The sequence below is a fragment of the Rhodococcus sp. USK10 genome, assembly GCF_019378875.1.
Taxonomy (GTDB): Bacteria; Actinomycetota; Actinomycetes; order Mycobacteriales; family Mycobacteriaceae; genus Rhodococcus_F; species Rhodococcus_F pseudokoreensis.
The window spans coordinates 2,976,513-2,995,699 of the sequence record NZ_CP076048.1; the positions used below are offsets into that span (position 1 = coordinate 2,976,513).

General features: G+C 66.3%; 19 protein-coding genes. 5 read left to right on the top strand and 14 right to left on the bottom strand.

Annotated elements, in window-relative coordinates; translation table 11 throughout:
• The first annotated feature begins 17 nt into the window (after nt 1-17).
• Entirely contained in the window at nt 18-539 is a 522-nt protein-coding gene (locus tag I1A62_RS20740) for a thioesterase family protein (RefSeq protein ID WP_219459623.1), read from the top strand.
• Nucleotides 540-666: 127 nt separating this feature from the next.
• Here the strand turns inward: I1A62_RS20740 and I1A62_RS20745 are convergent, their stop codons facing one another.
• The 5 genes from I1A62_RS20745 to I1A62_RS20765 form a co-directional block, all read right to left on the bottom strand.
• The gene (locus I1A62_RS20745) at nt 667-1,461 is read right to left on the bottom strand and encodes an IclR family transcriptional regulator (RefSeq protein WP_219459624.1); all 795 of its coding nucleotides are present in this window, start codon (nt 1,459-1,461) and stop codon (nt 667-669) included.
• Between the two features lie 76 nt (nt 1,462-1,537).
• The gene (locus tag I1A62_RS20750; protein WP_219459625.1) at nt 1,538-2,551 is read right to left on the bottom strand and encodes a hypothetical protein; all 1,014 of its coding nucleotides are present in this window, start codon (nt 2,549-2,551) and stop codon (nt 1,538-1,540) included.
• A gap of 31 nt (nt 2,552-2,582) precedes the next feature.
• Entirely contained in the window at nt 2,583-3,890 is a 1,308-nt protein-coding gene (locus tag I1A62_RS20755) for an MFS transporter (protein WP_219459626.1), read from the bottom strand.
• Between the two features lie 36 nt (nt 3,891-3,926).
• Entirely contained in the window at nt 3,927-4,472 is a 546-nt protein-coding gene (locus I1A62_RS20760) for a hypothetical protein (RefSeq protein WP_219459627.1), read from the bottom strand.
• The gene (locus I1A62_RS20765; protein WP_219459628.1) at nt 4,472-5,716 is read right to left on the bottom strand and encodes a phosphotransferase family protein; all 1,245 of its coding nucleotides are present in this window, start codon (nt 5,714-5,716) and stop codon (nt 4,472-4,474) included. The genes I1A62_RS20760 and I1A62_RS20765 overlap by 1 nt, the downstream gene beginning before the upstream one ends.
• A 353-nt stretch (nt 5,717-6,069) precedes the next feature.
• Here I1A62_RS20765 and I1A62_RS20770 point away from each other — a divergent pair, with 353 nt between their 5' ends.
• The 4 genes from I1A62_RS20770 (at nt 6,070) to I1A62_RS20785 (ending at nt 9,938) form a co-directional block, all read left to right on the top strand.
• The gene (locus tag I1A62_RS20770; RefSeq protein WP_124393340.1) at nt 6,070-6,876 is read left to right on the top strand and encodes an enoyl-CoA hydratase-related protein; all 807 of its coding nucleotides are present in this window, start codon (nt 6,070-6,072) and stop codon (nt 6,874-6,876) included.
• Nucleotides 6,877-6,966: 90 nt separating this feature from the next.
• Nucleotides 6,967-8,103, top strand: a complete 1,137-nt coding sequence (locus I1A62_RS20775) for an acyl-CoA dehydrogenase family protein (protein WP_219459629.1) — start codon at nt 6,967-6,969, stop codon at nt 8,101-8,103.
• Nucleotides 8,104-8,131: 28 nt separating this feature from the next.
• Nucleotides 8,132-9,028 (top strand): SDR family oxidoreductase, encoded by an 897-nt coding sequence (locus I1A62_RS20780; RefSeq protein ID WP_124393342.1) that lies wholly within the window; start codon nt 8,132-8,134, stop codon nt 9,026-9,028.
• A gap of 100 nt (nt 9,029-9,128) precedes the next feature.
• Entirely contained in the window at nt 9,129-9,938 is an 810-nt protein-coding gene (locus I1A62_RS20785; RefSeq protein WP_219459630.1) for a PaaI family thioesterase, read from the top strand.
• A gap of 18 nt (nt 9,939-9,956) precedes the next feature.
• On the opposite strand, the gene I1A62_RS20790 is transcribed toward I1A62_RS20785, so the two are convergent.
• The 9 genes from I1A62_RS20790 to I1A62_RS20830 all read right to left on the bottom strand — a co-directional run bounded on the left by I1A62_RS20790 (nt 9,957) and on the right by I1A62_RS20830 (nt 19,172).
• Nucleotides 9,957-11,486, bottom strand: coding sequence for a long-chain fatty acid--CoA ligase (locus tag I1A62_RS20790; protein WP_124393344.1), 1,530 nt, complete (start codon nt 11,484-11,486; stop codon nt 9,957-9,959).
• A 68-nt stretch (nt 11,487-11,554) separates the two neighbouring features.
• Nucleotides 11,555-12,589: a phosphotransferase family protein gene (locus I1A62_RS20795; protein ID WP_219459631.1), complete on the bottom strand. Its 1,035-nt coding sequence runs from the start codon at nt 12,587-12,589 to the stop codon at nt 11,555-11,557.
• A 36-nt stretch (nt 12,590-12,625) separates the two neighbouring features.
• Entirely contained in the window at nt 12,626-13,477 is an 852-nt protein-coding gene (locus I1A62_RS20800) for an enoyl-CoA hydratase/isomerase family protein (RefSeq protein ID WP_219459632.1), read from the bottom strand.
• A gap of 5 nt (nt 13,478-13,482) precedes the next feature.
• On the bottom strand, nt 13,483-14,292 hold the full coding sequence (locus I1A62_RS20805; RefSeq protein ID WP_219459633.1) for an enoyl-CoA hydratase/isomerase family protein: 810 nt from the start codon (nt 14,290-14,292) through the stop codon (nt 13,483-13,485).
• A gap of 90 nt (nt 14,293-14,382) precedes the next feature.
• Entirely contained in the window at nt 14,383-15,573 is a 1,191-nt protein-coding gene (locus I1A62_RS20810) for a CaiB/BaiF CoA-transferase family protein (protein WP_219459634.1), read from the bottom strand.
• Nucleotides 15,574-16,545, bottom strand: coding sequence for an EamA family transporter (locus tag I1A62_RS20815; RefSeq protein ID WP_072937106.1), 972 nt, complete (start codon nt 16,543-16,545; stop codon nt 15,574-15,576).
• Between the two features lie 5 nt (nt 16,546-16,550).
• Entirely contained in the window at nt 16,551-17,336 is a 786-nt protein-coding gene (locus tag I1A62_RS20820) for an enoyl-CoA hydratase-related protein (protein ID WP_219459635.1), read from the bottom strand.
• A gap of 116 nt (nt 17,337-17,452) precedes the next feature.
• Entirely contained in the window at nt 17,453-18,310 is an 858-nt protein-coding gene (gene menB / locus I1A62_RS20825; RefSeq protein WP_124393350.1) for a 1,4-dihydroxy-2-naphthoyl-CoA synthase, read from the bottom strand.
• Between the two features lie 103 nt (nt 18,311-18,413).
• The gene (locus I1A62_RS20830) at nt 18,414-19,172 is read right to left on the bottom strand and encodes an SDR family NAD(P)-dependent oxidoreductase (RefSeq protein WP_219459636.1); all 759 of its coding nucleotides are present in this window, start codon (nt 19,170-19,172) and stop codon (nt 18,414-18,416) included.
• Nucleotides 19,173-19,187: the final 15 nt, after the last annotated feature.

The window sequence follows — 19,187 nt, forward strand, 5'->3', positions numbered from 1 at the left end:
ATCGTTATTATGGACCGATGACGTCACCAGCCGAAATCCCCTCATATCTCCAGGTGGTTGCACTGCCCCGCGAGTGCGGGCCCTTGCTCGTTCCATCCGCCTACGAGGACGAGAACGGCCACATGAACATCCGCCACTATTTCGACCTCGAGGCGCAGGCGATCGCGGAAGTGTTCGATCGGATGGGCATCACCGACGACTACCGCACCACCCGCGGCCAGGGATTCTTCACCGCGGAGCATCACATCCGCTACTACGCGGAGGTCCACGTCGGCGACCGCGTGTCGGTGCACGCGCGGATCGTCGAACGCTCGGACAAGGTCGTCCACGCGATGGCGTTTCTCGTCGACGACACCACCGAACGCCTCGCGAGCACCCTCGAGGTCACCGCGACCCACGTCGACCTCACCAGCCGCCGGGTGGTCCCGTTCGCGGCCGACGTCGCGGACGCCGTCGACCGGGAGCGGGCAGGCACCGACGTCGACTGGCCCGCCCCCGTGTGCGGCGCGATGGGCGTCCGCGCCCGGGCCGCGCGGTGACGGCGTCGGACTGACGGCTCCCACCAGCCATTGACGCTCACCTTCTCGGTTCCCGCACTCGCTACGGCGGCCGAGAAGGTGCGCGTGTCCGGATAGGTAGTGCCGGATGCCGTCACCGCGGCCCGACTCACGCCGCGTCGGACGACCTCAGGTCACGAATGCGAGACTCGATTCCCGCTGCTGTTCTGCGCATCTGGCTGACAAGTCCCGACTCCAGGCTGGCATGAAACCTGGTTGTCGGCATCGCCACGACCAGGGCGCCCAGAGCGACACCCTCGCCGTTGCGCAGACACACCGCCACGGAGGACAAGCCGACCTCCACCGCATCCACCGCTGTCGCGTACCCCCTCTCGGACACAGCCCGTAACTCCTTCTGCAACAAGGCGAATTCCGCAGGAGTCAGTCGGTCGGCCGAGAGTGCATACTCCGACCGATACAGATCCGCGAGCGCACTGTCGTCGAGTTGCGCGAGCAGCACCCGGCCGCCGGCCGACGTTCGTGCGGGCGGAACATGCCCCTGCCGATTACCGACCCTGAGCAGTTTCTCCGACTCGACGGCTCCGATCACCCGGGACTCGACGCCGGTCCGAACGACGAGATTCACCGTCTCCCCCGTCAGCGAAGCCAATGCGTGCATCGAGTCGAGGCACGCATCGCGGAACGTCCGGGTCCAGGACGACCCGGTGGGCCCGACGCCGATCGACGGCCCCGGGAGATACCTCCGCGACTCGTCCTGCACGACGAAGCCGTGGTAGATCAGCATGGCCAGCAACCGGTGAGCGGTCGACTCCGCCACCCCGATCTCCTCGGCGGCGTCCTTCAACCGGAGGCTGCCGTGGTCGCGAACTGCGTTCAGCAGCAGAAGCGCGTTGTGCACGGACTCGATCATGTAAGTCGGCTTACTGATCGGCCTCGTCTTCATACCGGGATGATAGTCCGACCCGGCAGTATCCGAAAAGGATGTCCGGCAACGCGCTCCCCCGCTTACATCACGCCGGTCAGACGGAGACAAGTCCGCGAGTGTCGGCCTGGAACCGACCGAAGTTTCTGTTCAACTCGGACAGGTGCCGAGTACTCATGACGACCCCGTACCCGTCCCGGCCCTCGCACGTCCACCGCATCAGGGCGTTGTGCACCAAGGCGGTCGGCGCCGCGATCCAGGGAGCCCCGACGTTGGGCGTGGCCTGGAGCCGGAACTTCTTCCCGCGCACATCGGTGACCGTCATGTCGATGCCGGTACACACCATTCCCAGGTGAGTGCTGGTCATCTCCAATTCGTCGGTGAGCCCGTAGACTTCACCGTTGTCCATCACGTATCCGTGCGAGAGTTGGAACGCGTCCGGGTTTGCCGCCTCGGGATTCCAAGGACAGATCATGTGGAAGGCGAGGTCCTCACCGAAGGTCGCGGAGACGATGTGATTCGGCTTCCCTGCCTTCATCGGATCACGCGGCCCCCAACTCCGGTCCATCCGCTCGATGGAGTCCACGACGTACTCGCGGCCGCGAACGATCATCGTCCCGGTCGCATGCCCGGTGGCATCCCCGTGCCCGACGGACTTGTGCGCTCCCGACTCGAGGTCGGCATGGATATCGGGAGCCGCGCCGGCCTGCGGGCTGTGCTGCGGATCATGAATGTCGAACGGGTCCATGAGATTCACCCAGTCGACGTGGATCTCGGTGCCGTCGTCGGCGACGTAGTCGATGCGGAACTTGCGCGGTGCGTCCACGGCATCGATCGACAGCCCGATCGGCGATTCGATCCGCGTGAATGATGCCGGCGCAGGGAGATGCGGATTCTCGTTGTAGTGCAACAGTTCCGCGCGCGTGTCGGTGAGCGAACCGCAGACCATGATCTGGTTCCACATCACCCCGAGACTGGGGCGCACATTCGTGTAAATCAGGGTGTAGAGATTCGCCGCCGGTATGACGATCGGAAACAGGATCGTCTCGACCCACAGATGGTCGGCCTCGGGGGGATTCTGGTACTCGAAATGCTCGGCGTCGAATGCCATTGTTTTCATTCCTCAGTTCTGAGTGGTTGGTCTAGTGGGCTCGGGATCGTGCAACCGTGCGCGCCGCGAAAATGCCGGCGATCACGGTGAGTGCCACGACGGCCATCGCATAGAAGGCCGGGACGGTCGAGCCGCCGAGTCCGGCGAGTGCCGCCAGGATGATGGGGGTGGGGCCGGCGAACAGGGTCGTCGACATCTGCCATCCGAGAGACAATCCCGTGTAGCGGGTGTCGGTCTCGAACATCTCGGACAGCAGTGGCGTCACGGCCGCGATGTTCGCCGCGACGACGGGCGTGACGACCACCATCGCGGCAACCGCCAGTGGCAGCACCCCGCTCGACAGCATCATGAGGGACGGATAGATCAGCACGATCAGCGTGGCCGACGAGACGAGCAGCTGCGGGATCCGCCCCACTCGGTCGGACAGCCGGGCAAAGGGCAGCACCGCCGCGCAATACGCGACCAGACCGACGAACGTGATCAATTGCGCGTCGGCGGCGGAGAAGTCCGTGAACTGCTTCAGCGCGGACGGCATGTAGATGAAGTACAACGCCATCATGCACGAGTTGGTCGCCGCGATGCCGATACCGATGAGAACCGAACGGTAGTCCCGTCGCAGCGTCGTGAGCAGTGGCGACTTCTGCACCCGCCCCTCCCGGGAGAGGGCGGTGAACGCCGGGGTCTCCTCGAGCCTGTAGCGGATGTACAGGCCGATCAACCCCAGTGGCAGCGACAACAGCAGCGGCAACCGCCAACCCCACGACGACATCGACTCGGGCGACAGAGTGCGGGTCAGCGCCATTGCCGTTCCCGACCCGAACAGCATCGCCCCGCCGACGGTCAGCGAGATGAATCCGACGAAGAAGCCCCGCCGGGCCGGTGGCGCGAACTCCGCGATGAGCGACGTCGCCCCACCGTACTCGCCTCCCGCGGAGACTCCTTGCACGAGACGCAACACCGTCAGGAGAACCGGTGCGGCGATACCGATCTGGTAGTACGTGGGCAGCACACCGATGCCCGCCGTGGCGAGCGTCATCAGGGTGATGACGACGGAGAGGACCGTTCGCCTGCCGTACCGGTCACCCAACGGCGCGAAGATCACCGCACCGAGGGGGCGTGCCATGAAGCTGACGGCAAAGGCGCCGAAGGTCAGCAACAGACTGACGAAGGAGTTCCCGGTGGGAAAGAAGGCTTGCGCGATGTAGGTCGCCACGTAGCCATAGATGACGAAATCGTAGTACTCGACGAAGGTTCCGAAACTTGCGGCGGAGATCGCGCGCCGACGTACGGCTGTCGAGACCGTGCTGTCGGGGGCGGTGATGATCACCTCGGATGACATGTTTTCTCCTGATCCATGAGGCAGACGGTGCAGTGGCTAGTGCGCATGGGGCGTCGCGGCGTCGCCGAGCAGAGAGCGGAGCGGCGGGACGGTATGTGGGTCCGGGTCGACACCCTGAGGGAGGAACCACGACCGCTGCATCTCGACGAGTGGCCGTGAGTGTTCGAGCACGATGCGGCTGACTTCGGCGCCCGTGGCCGGGTCGGTGGTTCGCGCCGCTCGGACGATCCCGGCAATCGCACGCGTCAACTCGTCCGTGGCCTGGTCGAGTTGTCCGTACTCGGGAACGGCGAGCCGATCGGTGCGGCGCGCATTGTCGAGTGCGTCCGCGAGCAGTGACCGGGCAGTGTGATCGACCTTCTCGTGCCCACTGAGCCGTTCTGCGAGAGCGAGATACGTTCGGAACTCGCACTGCTTCCGCGGATACTCATGGTGCGCGCGGTCGCGGTAGAAGTCGAGGACGCCGGCGATGACCCTGACCTGCTCTGCTGCCAGCGAGTTCGATTCGCCCAGCGCCGGTGTCACCGTCATGCGGAGGGAGCGGGCGGCAGCGTCGAACGTGTTGGCGGATTTGTTCACCATTACAGAACCTCCTCGAGATCCTGGCCGAGTTGATGGGCCATCAGATATCCGGTCGCCTCGAGTCCCGTCAGCAGAACGTCCTGGTGGGTCTTCCCCAGCTTCGAGACGCGGTAGGCCGAGCCCAGCGCGGTGACGACGGATTGGTATTCGTTCAGAATCCGATAGAATGTCAGTTTGTCCGGATCGACCGTCAGGCCGGATGCCTGCTCGTACATCTCGAAGAAAACGGCGGTCGGCAGCAGTCCGGTCGCGAGGAATTCGGAACCGTCCTCGGACGGATGGCCGAACGGGTACAGCGTCGCCCACGCCAGGTCGCGGTGGCGGTCGCCGAGGAAGCTGCGCTCCCAGTCGAGAATGGCCGTGACGGATCCGGTGTCCTCGTCGAACAGGAAGTTTCCGCCCCGGTAGTCGCCGTGGACGAGACTGACACGGTCGAGAACAGGCAGATTGTCCTCCAGCCAACCCGCCGCCACATCGAGCAGCGGAAAGTCTTCACCACGGTCCTCCTCCCACACCCGCCTCGCCCGATTCAACTGCCACAGTGCGCTCTCGGTATCGGCAACGGCGGGCTTCTCGTAGTGATCCAGCTTCGCCGCCGTCACGTCGAACGTGTGAATGCGCGCCAGGAGATCAACGAAATGCGGCGCCAGGACTTCTCGGAGTTCGGGACCGAAGTTGATCCCGATGCCGGCGATCCGGCTCTGGGCGCGGCTGGGCTTCGCGGATCCGTGCACCCACGTATAGACGAGCGCCGGCTCCGGGAACCACCTGCCGTCCTCGTCGACCCACCGGACCGTCGGTACGGGCACCGTTCCGGCGAGGGCGTTGATCACCTCGAATTCCCGCATCCGGCTGGTGGCGTTAAGGGACTCGGGCGGTTCCATGCGCAAGACCAGATCCTCGGTCACCGCACCGGCTACGGAGTCGTCGTAGCGCAGCGTGAAACCCATCTGAATCTTCGACGCTCCACCGGTCAGCCACCGCGCGTTTCGGACCTCGAACCGCGAAGACGGCAGTACGTCCCTCAGCATGTTCTCGAGCGCCGCGGTGAGAAGGTCGAGATCGAAGCTGCGATAACCCTCCCCCGCCCGCCGCTGCATCTTGCGGGTCAACATCCGGTCGTATTCGGTTTCGGTGGGGAACCGCGCGCGAATCCCCTCGATGACGTCCGGGGTGGGCTCGTCTCGATCGGAGTCTGCGATCAGTCCGGGTATCTGCCGATCCCGTTGGATGGTTGCACTCATGATTTCCTCATCACGCTCATGGCGGGACACGCCGTGACCGGAGCGCTACAGCACGGCTCTCCGGGAGATTGGGGCTTCCGAGTCGGGTGGTCGTCACCTCGACGACCCGAACACTAATGTGACCGGGCGCACACGTACAGAAGGTTCTGCTGTGCAGAGGATGGGGACGCGATAACCAGGCTTCGGACGAATATTGCAGACCTTCGCTCCGGCATCACTGCAGGTCACAGCGTTCTCTTCCATCGCTCTTGAAAACGCTCGTTATCAGCGCTACCTTCGTCATAAGGTAAGACCAAAAGAACTTCGCGGGGCGGCTCACGTTCCGCGGGCAACACGAAAGGACCAACAGGTCGATGAGTGACTTCACGAGTGAGTTCACGGATGTGACGTACGAGGTCGAGAACGGACTCGCCTGGATCACGATCAACCGGCCCGACCGGTACAACGCGTTCCGTGCGCGGACGGTCGACGAGTTGGTGAAGTCGTTCAAGAAGGCGTGGGGCAGCTCCGAGGTCGGCGCGATCGCGCTCACCGGCGCCGGCGAGAAGGCGTTCTGCTCGGGTGGCGACCAGAAGCAGCGGATGGAGACCGGCGACTACGGCCCGTCCGACAGCGGCCTGTTCGAGGTCGAGGCACTGCACCGCGTCCTCCGGGACGTCCCCAAGCCCGTGATCGCCGCGGTCAACGGTGTCGCGGTCGGTGGCGGTCACGTGCTGCACCTGCTGTGCGATCTGTCCATCGCCGCCGACCACGCGATCTTCGGGCAGAACGGGCCGCGCGTGGGATCGTTCGACGCCGGCCTCGGCACCGGCTACCTGGCGCGGGCCATCGGCGAGAAGCGGGCGCGTGAGATCTGGTTCCTGTGCCGCCGCTACAGCGCCGAGCAAGCCCTCGACTGGGGGTTGGTCAACAAGGTGGTGCCGGGTGACCAGTTGCGGGCGGAGGTCCGGGCCTGGGCGGACGAGATCCTGCAGCTGTCGCCGACGTCGCTGAAGGTGCTCAAGCAGTCGCTCAACGCCGACACCGAGCACTTCATCGCACAGGGCAACATGGCCTACTCGACGCTCAAGCTGTTCGGTGAGTCCGCCGAGGCCATCGAGGGAATCAGCGCGTTCAACGAGAAGCGCAAGCCCGACTTCTCCAAGTTCCGCGGGGCCTGACGGATCGGGGAGGCGGGGCGTACGCGCCTCGCCTCCCGCCGGCCACGCCGATCGAACCCCTCCCCCTCACGCGAGAGAGCAGCCGCCGCTATGCGTTTCACCAGAGAGCAACGAGAGTTCGCGGTCGCCGTCCGCGAGTTCTGCGCCGCCGAATGCAAGACCCTCCAGCAACGCGACCTGCTGACCGAGGGCGGCACACTGGCGAACAGCCCCCTCATCCTCGACAAGTTCGCCGGCCTCGGCTGGCTCGCCGTCTCGCTGCCGGAGGAGTACGGCGGGGGCGGCGCCGGAATGGTCGAGGAATGCATCTTCCTCGAGGAATCCGCCCGCGGCCTCGCACCTATCACCGCCTACTCCACCGGTCTCACCGCCGCGCAGACCTATCTTCGCTACGGCACCGAGGAGCAGAAACGCACCATCGTCGGCAACATGGCGGCCGGCAAGCTCGAGGCGATCGCCCTCAGCGAGCCCGGCGCCGGCTCCGACCTCGGTGGCGTCCGGATCAAAGCGGAACTGGTCGACGACCACTACGTCATCAACGGGCAGAAGACGTGGATCTCCGCGGCACACATCGCCGAGCACATCCTTCTCCTGGCCCGGACCGACTCCTCCGGCAACAAGCACCAGGGCCTCACCCTGTTCATGGTGCCTGCCGACGCCCCGGGCCTCGAGATCCGCGAAATCAAGACCATGGAGGCCCGGACCTGCAACGACCTGTACTTCACCGACGTTGCGGTCCCGGCGAGCGCAGTCGTCGGCACACCGAACCAGGCGTGGCGACATCTGATGCGCGGACTGAGCGTCGAGCGCCTCATCATCGCGACGATGGCACTGGGCGGCGCCCAACGCTCACTCGACGACCTGATCGCGTTCGTCACCGAGCGTGAACAGTTCGGTCACAAGATCAGCAGTTTCCAGGCCATCCGTCACCGCATCGCGGATCTCGCCACGGAGATCGCCTTCGCGAAGTCGTTCGTGTACGAGGTGGCGGAGCGGATCGATGCCGGTGAGGAAGACAACCTCAACCGCGAGGGGTCGATGGCCAAGCTGAAATGTACCGAAATCGCGAAGAAGACCGCACTCGAGGCGATGCAGATGATGGGCGGCTACGGATACACCCGCGAATACGGCATGGAGGAACAGGTCCGCCGCTCCCTGGCTCCGCCGATCTACGGCGGTACCAACGAGATTCAGCGCGAGATCATCAGCAAGAGCCTGGGCCTGTAGCCCTCGTTCCCGACCATAGGACCATCGTATGACCACCTCTCCCTTCGCGTCCGACGCCCTCGCGGGCAAGCGCGTGCTTATCACCGGCGGCGGCACCGGCCTCGGCCGCGGCGTCGCCCGGCATCTCGTCGACCACGGCGCCGAAGTCCACCTGTGGGGCCGCCGTCCCGCCGTCCTCGAGGAAGCCGCGGCGGAGGCGTCCGTGTCCCGGCCGGGTTCGGTCCACTGGCAGACCGTCGACGTGCGCAAAGCAGATCTCGTGTCGGCCGCAATGGACGAGATCTGGACGCTCCACGGTCCGCTCACCGGCGTGATCAACAACGCCGCCGCGAACTTCATCGCCCCCACCGAATCACTCAGCCCACGTGCCTTCGAAGCCGTCACCTCCACGGTGATGAACGGGTCGTTCAACACCACGCACGCCGCGGGCCGCCGCTGGATCGAAGGCGGGACCAAGGGCGTCGTCCTGTCGACGCTCACCACCTGGGTCTGGAGCGGCTCCGCGTTCGTCGTCCCGTCCGCGATGGCGAAAGCTGCCGTGCACTCGATGACGATGTCACTCGCCGTCGAATGGGCGCGCTACGGCATCCGCCTCAACGCGCTCGCACCGGGACCGATCCCGACCGACTACGCGTGGGAGATGCTCAACCCGACCGAAAAGAGTGCAGTCGGCGCCACCCAGGCCGACCAGGTGCCGATGGGCCGGATGGGCACGATGGAGGAACTGGCCAACCTCACCATCTTCCTGCTGTCGGACGCCTGCGACTACCTCACCGGTCAGACCATCGCCATGGACGGCGGCCAGATGCTCGCCGGCCCCGGCACTTTCGCCGGCCTGACATCGATGAGCAACGAGGACTGGGCCACCGCCCGGGAAAAGAGCAAGGCCGCCAGCGAAGCCGCCAAGTCGCAGCGCGGAGTCTGACCCCTCACAGACCGGGCCTGCCAGTCGGTGACGACACGTCCCGGCCGGCAGGCCTTTCTCATGTGCGCTCGCAGTCCGCGCCCTATCCGCCGGAAGAGACATGACAACCGACAATCTCCAGGCACTTCCGTTCGTCTCGGCGGGTGCCGAAGCACTGTTCCGTGTGGCTCCCGTGATCGGCGACGCCACCCACGGCAAGTCTCGGATGCAGACCGGACCGTGGTTGTCCGACGAACGCGGCCTTCCATGCCGCGGCGCTCTCGGCGTCCTGATGGACGACGTCACGGGATACCCGATCGCTGCCCGCGCCCCGGCCGGGCATTGGGCCGTGACGACGGAACTTCACCTCGACTTCTCACGAAACCCGGCGCTCGACGGTTCGATCCTCCATGCGGAGAGCCGCGTCGTCACGTCCGACGCGGATGGCGGCCTTGCAACCGGCCGGGTCGTCGACGAGTCCGGGCGGGCCGTGGCCATCGCCAGCGCTCGGCTCCGGTTCGTCGCCGCGGAGATGCCGACGGCATCCGATCCCGAGGACCGACCCCCTGTCGGATCGGGCGCATCCTCGATCGTCGAAGTGCTCGGCGCCCACCACCGACGGGACAACGCCGCCGCGGGGCTGGAACTGGAAGCCGCGGAATCGCACTGCAATCCGCTCGGCAACGTCCACGGCGGCATACTCCTGTGCGCCTCCGAGATCGTCGGCAACTCCGCGGTAACACCGGAGGCGGAGTTCCAGACGACCTCGATCGCCATGGCGTTCGTGCGCCCCTGCCCGGGCACCGAGCCACTCACCTTCGCTCCCCGGGTGATCTACCGTGGCCGCAGCTTCGCCGTCGTCCAGGTCGCCGCGCGCAATCGAGCCGGAAAGACCTGCACCACAGCGACAGTCACGTGCCATCGGACATGAAGTCGGGACGATGGACGGTCAGTGACCAGCGCCGGACATCGCGCGCAACTCGTGCTTGAGCACCTTTCCGGTCGTGTTACGCGGGAGAACGTCGATGATGCGTAATTCGAGAGGAAGCTTGTACCGGGCCAGTTGGGCGCCGGCGAAGTCCCGGAGTTCCTCCAGGTCGAGATGCGCTCCCTGTACGAGCACCGCGACCGCCACCACACGTTCTCCCCAGCGATCGTCGCGGGCACCGACCACTGCAACCTCGGCGATGGCCGGGTGGCCGTACAGCACGCTCTCGACTTCTGCGGGGTACACGTTCTCGCCGCCGCTGATGATCATGTCCTTCAGTCGGTCCGCGATGTAGTAGTAGCCGTCCTCATCCTGATAGGCCACGTCGCCGGTGCGGAACCAACCATCGGCACCCAGCGCCGCGGCCGTTGCCTCGGGCAGGTTCCAGTACCCCGGGGACACTGTGTCGCCGCGCACGCACAGTTCGCCGTGAACACCCGGCGTGGTGAGAACGTGTCCCTCGAAGTCGATCAACCGCACCTCGTTGAGCATGCCGGCGGTGCCACAGGAGCCGAGTTTCTCCAGGGCACGGTCCGTCCCCAGGAACGTCGCCCCTGTCGCGGCCTCGGTCAGACCCCAGCACTGACTCACGGGAATGCCGCGTGCCCCGTACAACCGCAGCATCGGTTCCGGGACGGGCGCCGCGCCGGCGACGATGATACGGACGCTGGACAAGTCCGCGGTGTCGAAGCGCTCGTGCTTGCTCGCGAACAGCATCATGGCCGGAACCATGAACAGCGAGGTCACCCGGTAGCGCTCGATGTCGTCGAGTAGCGACCCGGCGTCGAAATGTTGGTGGACGACGACGTGGCCCCCTGCCATGAGGGTCGGAAGAGTCATGACGCACATGCCGCCGGAATGGAAGAGCGGCGCCGACGTGAGTGCGACGTGATCGGCGTTGTAGTTCACCGCCAGCATCCAGTTGACGTTGCTGGTCCAGACATTTCGGTGGGTGAGTATGGCACCCTTCGGCCGTCCTGTCGTTCCCGACGTGTACAGAATCAGGGCCGGCGAGTCCACATCGACGGCGGCCTCCTCGACATGGGCGTGATGAAATGCCAGAAGGTCGTCGACGCCGTCCCAACCATCAGTACTTTCACCGGTTCGTAGATAGCGCCGCACGCCGAGATCGCCGCGCACCTCGTCGACGGGGGCGGTATGCGCGTCGTCGGCGATCAGCAGGCAAGCGTCGCTGTCCTGAATATTCTGTGCAAGTTCACTTCCCGTGAACCGGAAGTTGAGTGGCACGAAGATCGCGCCCAGTCGCGCCGTCGCGAAGAGCGCCACGAGAAAACGGCTGTGGTTGAAGCCCACGTAGGCGACACGGTCACCGGAGCGGATCTCACACCCGTACAACACATCCGCGAAGGATTCGACCTCTCGCTGCAACGTCGCGAACGACAGTGTCTCACCGGCGAATGTCACCGCCGACCGATCTCCGTCGCGCTCAGCGCGCCGACGCAGCCACGTGGCCAATCCCATCGGGTTCATCAATACTCCATTCGACATCGAAGACCGGATGCGATTCCCGCCGGCTGGTGGACGAGGTTGCCCGCGGCTCAGGCGGAGACGGTTTTCAATCCCGCCGTCCGATGTGCGGCGTCGAGGAAGGACCGCACGAGGGCCTCGTCGCGGTAATACTGGTCGCCGACTCCGGCGACGGCGCGGCGCCGCCCGTATTCGTACAGCACCGCCAGCTTCCACAGGGCCAGCGCCGTGTACCAGTTCAGGTTCGACAGGTCGGCGCCGGTGGCTGCCGCGTACCGCTGAGCCAGTTCGTCCCGGGTCGGGTATCCCTCCTCGAGCACGGCGGTACCGAGGTCCTCGGTCGGTGTGCGTTCCTCCCCCTCGACGGGATACGACGCGAGGAAGTAACCGAGATCGAACAGCGGGTCGCCGATCGTCGCGAGCTCCCAGTCCAGCACTGCGGCAATACGTCCCGGTGAGTCGGGAGCGAGGATGACGTTGCCGATGCGGTAGTCGTTGTGGATGATCGCGGCACCGGATTCGGCGGGCACGTTGGCGCCGAGCCACGCGTCGATGCCCGCGAACTCCGGCGGCGGTGTCCCGTCCTCGGCCGCGACCAGCCTGCCCATCCGGCGCAGGTGACGTTCGTTGAATCCCTCCGGGCGGCCCAGGTCGCCCAGGCCGGCGGCCTGCCAGTCCACCGCGTGCAGCGCGGCGAGCGTGTCGATCAACGCTTCCCCGATCCGGCGGCGGTCTGCCGGCGCGCTCAGCGCCGGCGGTGTCTCGGTGGTGACCACCGGCCCGGCGACATAGTCCATGACGTAGAACGGGACATCGAGCACGTCGCCGGTCTGACCGACGGCGAGGACGTCCGCCACCGGCACGCCGCTCCCGGCGAGACCGCCGACGAGACGGGCCTCCCGCAGCATGTCGTGGGCGCCCGGTGGAATCGGCGGAGGAGGCGGGCGGCGGACGATCACCTGACGGACCCCGTCGGACACGAGGAATGTCAGGTTGGAATGTCCGTCGCCGATCCCCGCGGTCGTGAGCGGACCCTCGGTGATCCCGCGATCGCGCAGGAACGACTCCAGCGCACCGAGTGTGTCGGGCGTCCATTCCCAGGTCATGCGCTCGCCTCCATCCATGTCGTCATCAGTCGATCCTTACTGGCCGGTGAAGCGCGGCGCCCGCTTCTCCTTGAACGCCGCAAGCGCCTCCGGCATGTCGGCGCCCCGGGTGAGCAGCGCCTGTCCCCGGTTCTCCAACTCCAGGGCCGCCGCATACGACGTCACTTCCTGGTTCCGCTGCAGCGCCCGCTTCGACATCCGGACGCCGCCCGGCGAATTCGATGCGATCGCCTCGGCCACCGCGACGGCCTCGTCGAACAGGTCCTCACTCGGCACCACCCGGTTCGCCAATCCGATCCGGGCGGCTTCCTCGGCGCCGACGAAACGCGCCGTGTAGGCGATCTCCGCCGCCCGGCCTGGCCCGACGAGCCGGGTGAGCTGCCACGACGTGCCGAGTTCTCCGACCGACAGCCCGACCTTGACGAACGCCGCGTTGAACTTCGCGGTGGGCGCCACGAGCCGGATGTCGCAGGCGAGCGCGAGCGACAGCCCGCCCCCGGACGCCGCACCGTGGATCGCGGCGATAACCGGGAACGGCAGGTGGTGCAGGGCCGCCAACCCGCCGGTCGCGGTCTCCTGGAACCTGAGGAACTCGCGCACACCCATTTCGGTGATCACGCTGATCTCGTCCAGGTCGAAGCCCGCGCAGAACACGCGATCGCCCGCACCGCGGATGATCAGCGCCCGCGCGTCCGTGTCGCGCAGGGCGTATGCGACGGTGTTGAATTCCTCGAACATCTTCACGACCATCGAGTTCATCCGCTCGGGCCGATTGATCGTGAGGACGACGATCTTGCCGTCGAGCACCTCGAGGGTGAGGGTCTCCAACCGGGGCGGCGCGTAATTACTCAGCACCGCCGTATTCTCCCGCACTTCGGTCTGCGTCATCTGGCTCACCTTCCCGTGAACTTCGGGCTGCGCTTCTCTTTGAACGCGGCCAGCGCCTCGGGCATGTCATCGCCGCGAGTGAGCAGCGCCTGACCGCGGTTCTCGAGTTCGAGCGCCGCCGCATACGAGGACACTTCCATGTTCGCGTGGAGCGCACGCTTGGACAGCTGCACTCCGGCAGGCGAATTCGCGCTGATCAGGCGGGCCATCGTGAGCGCCTCGTCGAGCAGCGATTCGGCGGGCACGACCGCGTTGAGCAGTCCGAGGGACTCCGCCTCCACGGCCTCGATGAAGCGGCCGGTGTAGGCGAATTCGGCTGCGCGTGCCGGCCCGATGAGGCGGGGCAGGTGCCACGACGCACCCAGGTCGCCCGCGGACAGGCCGATCCGCACGAACGCCGCGTTGAACCGTGCCGCGGGCGAACCGATCCGGATGTCGGCGGCGAGAGACAGAGACAGTCCACCACCCGCGGCGGCGCCGTTGACCGCCGCAATCACCGGGACACGGATGCTGCGGATCGCCGCGAGGGCGCGCGCCGCCAGTTCCTGCTGGTCCAGCATGCCCATCGGCGTCATCGACGACAAACCTTCGGCGTCGTCGAGGTCGAATCCGCCGCAGAACGCCTTGCCTGCACCGGTGAGGATCACGACGCGGAGGTCGTGTTCGTGATCCAGTTGCAGCGCAACCCTCTCCAGTTCGACGAACATGGTGTTCGTCATCGAGTTCATTCGTTCGGGGCGATTCAACGTCACGACGGCGATGCCGGGTTCCGGCCGGTCGAGCGTGAACGTTTCCCATGTCGTGGGCTCGGTCACGAGGTCACTCCTTCTCAGTTCGGCGATCCCAAGTGGTCGCCGCAAGACTTTTTCGTGGTGGTCCGGACGCTGACCGTCCGGCAGTTCAGGTCAGGTCTCCGCGGCGGCCTCGCGCACCGCACCCGAGCGCAGCCAGTCGGCGGCGCGGCCGGGGTCGATCCCCCAGTCGGTCAGAATCTCGGTGGTGTGTTCGCCCGGCAACGGCGGACGGCGATCTACTGCGGCCGCAGTGCGACTGAAGCGCGGCGCCGGCGCGGGTTGGACGAGACCGTCGACGTCGACGAATGCCTTTCGGGCGACATGATGCGGGTGCGACGGCGCCTCGTCGACCTCGAGGACGGGCGATATGCAGGGTGTGAGTCCCTCTCCCGCCTCGAGCCATTCCGTGAGTGTGCGGCCGCGCACTGCGTCGGCGAAGACCTTCTTCATCTGCGGCCATTGCGAGCGGTCGTTCTGGTCCGGCAGGTCGTCGGGCAGTTCCAGCAACGCGACCAGGTCGGCGTAGAAGTGCGGTTCCATCGCGCCGACGGCCAGCCACTTTCCGTCTGCGGTCTCGTAGGCGTCGTAGTAGGGCGCACCGCTGTCGACGATGTTGGTGCCGCGTTCGGGGTTCCACGTTCCGGTCTGCGTGAACCCGAAGAATGGTGTGGCGAGGAGTGCGGACCCCTCGACCATCGAGGCGTCGACCACCTGTCCGAGTCCCGAGCGCTGCCTCTCGAACAGCGCCGACAGGACGCCCATCGCGAGAAGCATTCCCCCGCCGCCGAAGTCGCCGATCAGACTGAGCGGCGGGGTGGGCGGTTGGCCGTGGCGTCCGATCAACGACAGGGCACCACTGAGCGCGACGTAATTGATGTCGTGGCCGACGTGCTGAGCGAGCGGTCCGTTCTGACCGAAACCGGTCATGCGGCCGTAGATCAGCCCGGGATTACGTGCGGCGCAGTCGTCCGGTCCGATGCCGAGTCGCTCAGCGACCCCGGGTCGGAAGCCCTCGATCAAGATGTCTGCGTCCGCTACGAGAGAGAGCACCACCGCGGCGCCGTCCGGATGCTTGAGGTCGACGGCGAGCGAGCGACGTCCGCGGTGCAGCAATTCCGTCCGGAAGTCAGCATTCGGCCCCACCAGTCCCGAACCCGTGGCGCGATCCACTCGAATCACGTCGGCGCCCAGATCGGCAAGGAGCATGGCGCAGAACGGACCCGGCCCGATCGAACCGATTTCGATCACCTTCAAGCCCAACAGCGGCCCGGTGAACGAGCGTTTCGAGTCGTCCCGCACCATCTACCCACCTCCTGTCGATCTTTGGTCTGATAATAATACCTTGGAATCGTTCACGGAGGAATACCCCCGACGCCGCGGCCCGGCGTGTGCACTGACGACCAGTACGACCGAAAGCAGTACGACCGCTCCCCCGATGACGAGGACGGGCGTGACGGGCTCGGACAGGACCACCGACCCGAGCGCCACGGCCACCACCGGATTCACATACGTATGGGTGGCGACCAGCGACAGCGGGGCGTGATGCAGCAGCCACGCGTACGCAGTGAAGCCGACGATCGAGCCGAAGACCACGAGGTAGCCGAACGCGCCCCACGCGCGGAGTCCGATGTCACCGTGCAGCCGTTCCCCTGTCGCTACCGACGCGAGCGTCATGGCCGCACCGGCCGCCAGAAGCTGGTACGTCGCACTGACATACACGTCACGAGGCAGCCAGATTCGGGGCTTGATCCACGACCCGAACGACCAGGACACACTGGACAACACGATGACCGCCACGCCGACGAGCGGGAGTCCCGAGTGCTCACCACCGTGCGGCAGCACCAGGACTGCGAGACCGACCAGCCCCACACCGACGCCGGCCAATTCGAGAACCCGTGGACGGTCACCGGACAGCGTGCGGTAGATGCAGATCCACAGCGGCACCATGGCCACGAGGAGCGCCGTCACCCCGGAGGGCACGCCGTGCAGTTGGCCGACCGAGGTCAGGCCGTTTCCGCAGGCGAGTAGCAGCACGCCCAGGAACGAAGCGCCTGCCGCTTCCCGCCAGGTGAGGCGCAGCCGCCGCCGGCCACCGCGACAGGCCAGGAAGGCGGCCATCAGCAGAGCGGCAAGGAGGAACCGCGCACCCATCGAGCCGAGCGGAGGGACCTCGTCGATCACCAGGCGGATCGCGAGATAGATCGATCCCCAGATCACATAGACGAGGAAAAGGGCCAGCGCGATCGCACCCCTCCCGGCACGCCCCGACGTCACGACGCTCAGGAGAATCGCGGAGCGCGCTTCTCGAGGAAGGCGGTGATGCCCTCCTTCGCCTCTCCGTTCTCGAACAGGTCCTGCTCCTGGGCGACCTCGAACCGGAAGCCCTCCTCGAGCGGGGTGTCGAACGACGCGTCGACCGTGCGGATGACGGCGCGCTGCGCGGGCAGCGACATCGTGCACAGCTCGCCCGCGAGCGCCTGCGCTGCATCGGTGGCGGTACCGGCGTCGACGAGTCGGTCGATCAGTCCGATCGCATGCGCCTCGGCGGCGAGGACCTGCCGGGCACTCAGCATGATGTCCAGGGCGCGACCACGACCCACGAGACGCGGAAGTCGCTGCGTTCCACCGGCTCCGGGGATGAGGCCGAGCTTCACCTCGGGCAGCCCGAACTTCGCGTCCGCCCCGCCGACCCGCAGGGTGCAGGCCATGGCCAGTTCGAGGCCGCCGCCGAGTGCGAGGCCGTCCACCGCGGCGATCGAGATGCGGTCGGCGGACGCGAGTCGGTCGAGCGCCCCACGGAGTCGATCGCCGTACGCGGTGAAGGACGCCGCGTCCACGGACGACATGTGCTTGATGTCGGCGCCGGCCGCGAAGAAGCCCGGAATGTCCGAGCGGACGACGATCACCTTCACCGATCCATCGGCGTCGGCTGCGTCGAGCGCCGCGTTCAGGCCGTCGATGATCGGCAGCCCGAGCGCGTTCGCCGGCCTGCGTTGCAGCGTGATCGTCATGACGCCGGCGTCGACGTCGCTCCACGCGACTGCGGGCGTTGCGGTTTCCGACATGCACACCATCCTGTTCGGTCCAGTCCCATGTGAGCGGCGAAGTGCGCGCGGGCACCCCGTGCCACTCACCTGAGGTATTGCACCAACCATACTAATTGTTGGACCGAAATGGAAGATCAGGGCCGACGCGGAAACTTCTCGAACTCGGGGCGCCGCTTCGCCTTATACGCCTCGCGCCCTTCCTTCGCCTCCTCTGTCGAATAGAACAGCAGGTTCGCGTCGTGAGCGAGCTGCTGAATGCCGGCCATCCCGTCCTCGGCGGCATTGAAACTCGCCTTCATGAGCCGCAGCGCGAACGGCGACAGCTGGAGCATCTCGCGGCACCACTGCACGGTTTCCCGCTCCAGGTCGGCGAGCGGAACGACAGTGTTGACCAGCCCCATCTCCCGCGCCTGCTGTGCGTCGTACTGACGGCATAGGAACCAGATCTCCTTGGCCTTCTTCACCCCGACGAGTTCGGCGAGCAATCCCGCACCGTAACCACCGTCGAACGACCCGACCTTCGGGCCGACCTGGCCGAACCGGGCATTGTCTGCGGCGATGGACAGGTCGCAGACCAGGTGCAGGATGTGGCCGCCACCGATCGCGTAGCCGGCGACCATGGCCACTACCGGCTTCGGCAGGCGCCGGATCTGGATCTGCAGGTCGGTGACATGGAAACGGCCGACACCGCCCGCCTTCCCCGGTTCGGTGAGATAGCCGGTGTCCCCGCGCACCCGCTGATCGCCACCCGAGCAGAACGCGTCGGGACCCTCACCCGTCAGCACGATGACGCCGACCGAGGAGTCCTCGCGGGCATCGACCAGGGCCTCGGAGATTTCCATCAGCGTCTGCGGACGGAACGCGTTGCGCACCTCCGGCCGGCAGATCGTGATCTTCGCGATCCCGTCGCCGCTGTGCTCGTATCGGATGTCCTCGAACTCACCCACTGCCGTCCAGGACACGAAATCCGTTGAATCACCGTTGTTCGTCATGAAGCGATCATAGGCACACCTGCAAACGATCGTTATCGGCCGAGCCCGCAAACGACGAAGGTGCGGCTCGGAGAACGGGCCGCACCTTCGGAATCGCCGTGGATCAGGACATCGTCAGGCCACCGCTGACGGACAGCGTCTGTCCGGTGACGAATTCTGCTGCGTCGGAGGCGAAGTACGCCACCGCTGCACCGATGTCGGTTGCCTGGCCGAGCCGCTTCATCGGCACGGCGCGGGTCATGCCGCCGATCACCTTGTCGGCGTCCTGGCCGGAGCTGTCCGCGAACTTACGCAGTGCCGGAGTGTCGGTCGGTCCGGGGCACACGGTGTTCGCGGTGACACCCTTGGTCGCGATTTCACGGGCGAGGGTCTTGGTGAAGGCGATGATGCCGCCCTTGGCACCCGAGTAGACGGCCTCGAGCGACGATCCGACGCGGCCGGCGTCCGAACCGATGTTGATGACCCGGCCGAAGCCGCGCTCGACCATGCCCGGGACGGTCGCCTGGATGACCCGCAGCTGGCCCTTGAAGTTGATGTCGAGGATCCGGTCCCAGAACGCCTCGTCGGTCTTCAGGAACGGCATGAAGTCGTCCCAGCCGGCGTTGTTGACGACGATCTCGACCGGGCCGAACTGCTCGGTGACCTGCTTCACCGCGGCTTGCACGGACGCGGTGTCGGTGACGTCGACGGGCACGGCGATCGCCTGGCCGCCGGCGTCGCGGATACCGGCGGCGGTCTCCTCGGCGACCTCCAGGTTGAGGTCGGCCACCGCGACGCGGAAGCCCGCTGCCCCGAGGGCGTCGGAGATGCCCTTGCCGATGCCCTGTGCACCGCCGGTTACGAATGCGACTCGATTACTCATGTTCTTCTCCGTGTT